This is a genomic window from Neisseria sp. P0001.S005, from assembly GCF_051963715.1.
In genome coordinates this window covers 1-360 of record NZ_JBQCTZ010000791.1, presented here as the reverse complement: position 1 = coordinate 360, position 360 = coordinate 1, and the positions used below count along the sequence as shown (strand labels likewise).

General features: G+C 53.1%; 1 protein-coding gene and 1 pseudogene. Both read right to left on the bottom strand.

What is annotated here, in order from left to right; translation table 11 throughout:
* Positions 1-242: hypothetical protein (locus tag ACTHSP_RS22900; RefSeq protein WP_440347117.1), on the bottom strand; the 242-nt coding region annotated here is incomplete at its 3' end.
* Positions 229-360, bottom strand: a pseudogene (locus ACTHSP_RS22895) (exodeoxyribonuclease III); the annotation flags it as partial. The pseudogene ACTHSP_RS22895 and the gene ACTHSP_RS22900, both read right to left, overlap by 14 nt.

The window sequence follows — 360 nt, the reverse complement described above, 5'->3', positions numbered from 1 at the left end:
CAGCCCTTCCAAGCAAAGCATTTGGCCGCAATCAGCAGGCAAGGCAGGGAAAACAGCAGCCATACCAACGCCCAAGTTGGATTGGCCTTGGTCGGCGCAACCCAGCCGGACATCCGCGCCAGCATAAACACCGCCCACACCAGCATAGGCAATACAAATGCCGCCACAACCCACGCCGCGCCTACGCCGGTTTTGCCGTTTATATTCCAATCATATTTACCAAAAACCTTATTCGGCAACATAGTCATACTCCACAACTAAAGGGGCGTGATCCGAGAATTTCTCGTCTTTATAAACATGTGCGGAAACGGCTTTGGCGGCCAACTCCGGCGTAACCATCTGATAATCGATACGCCACCC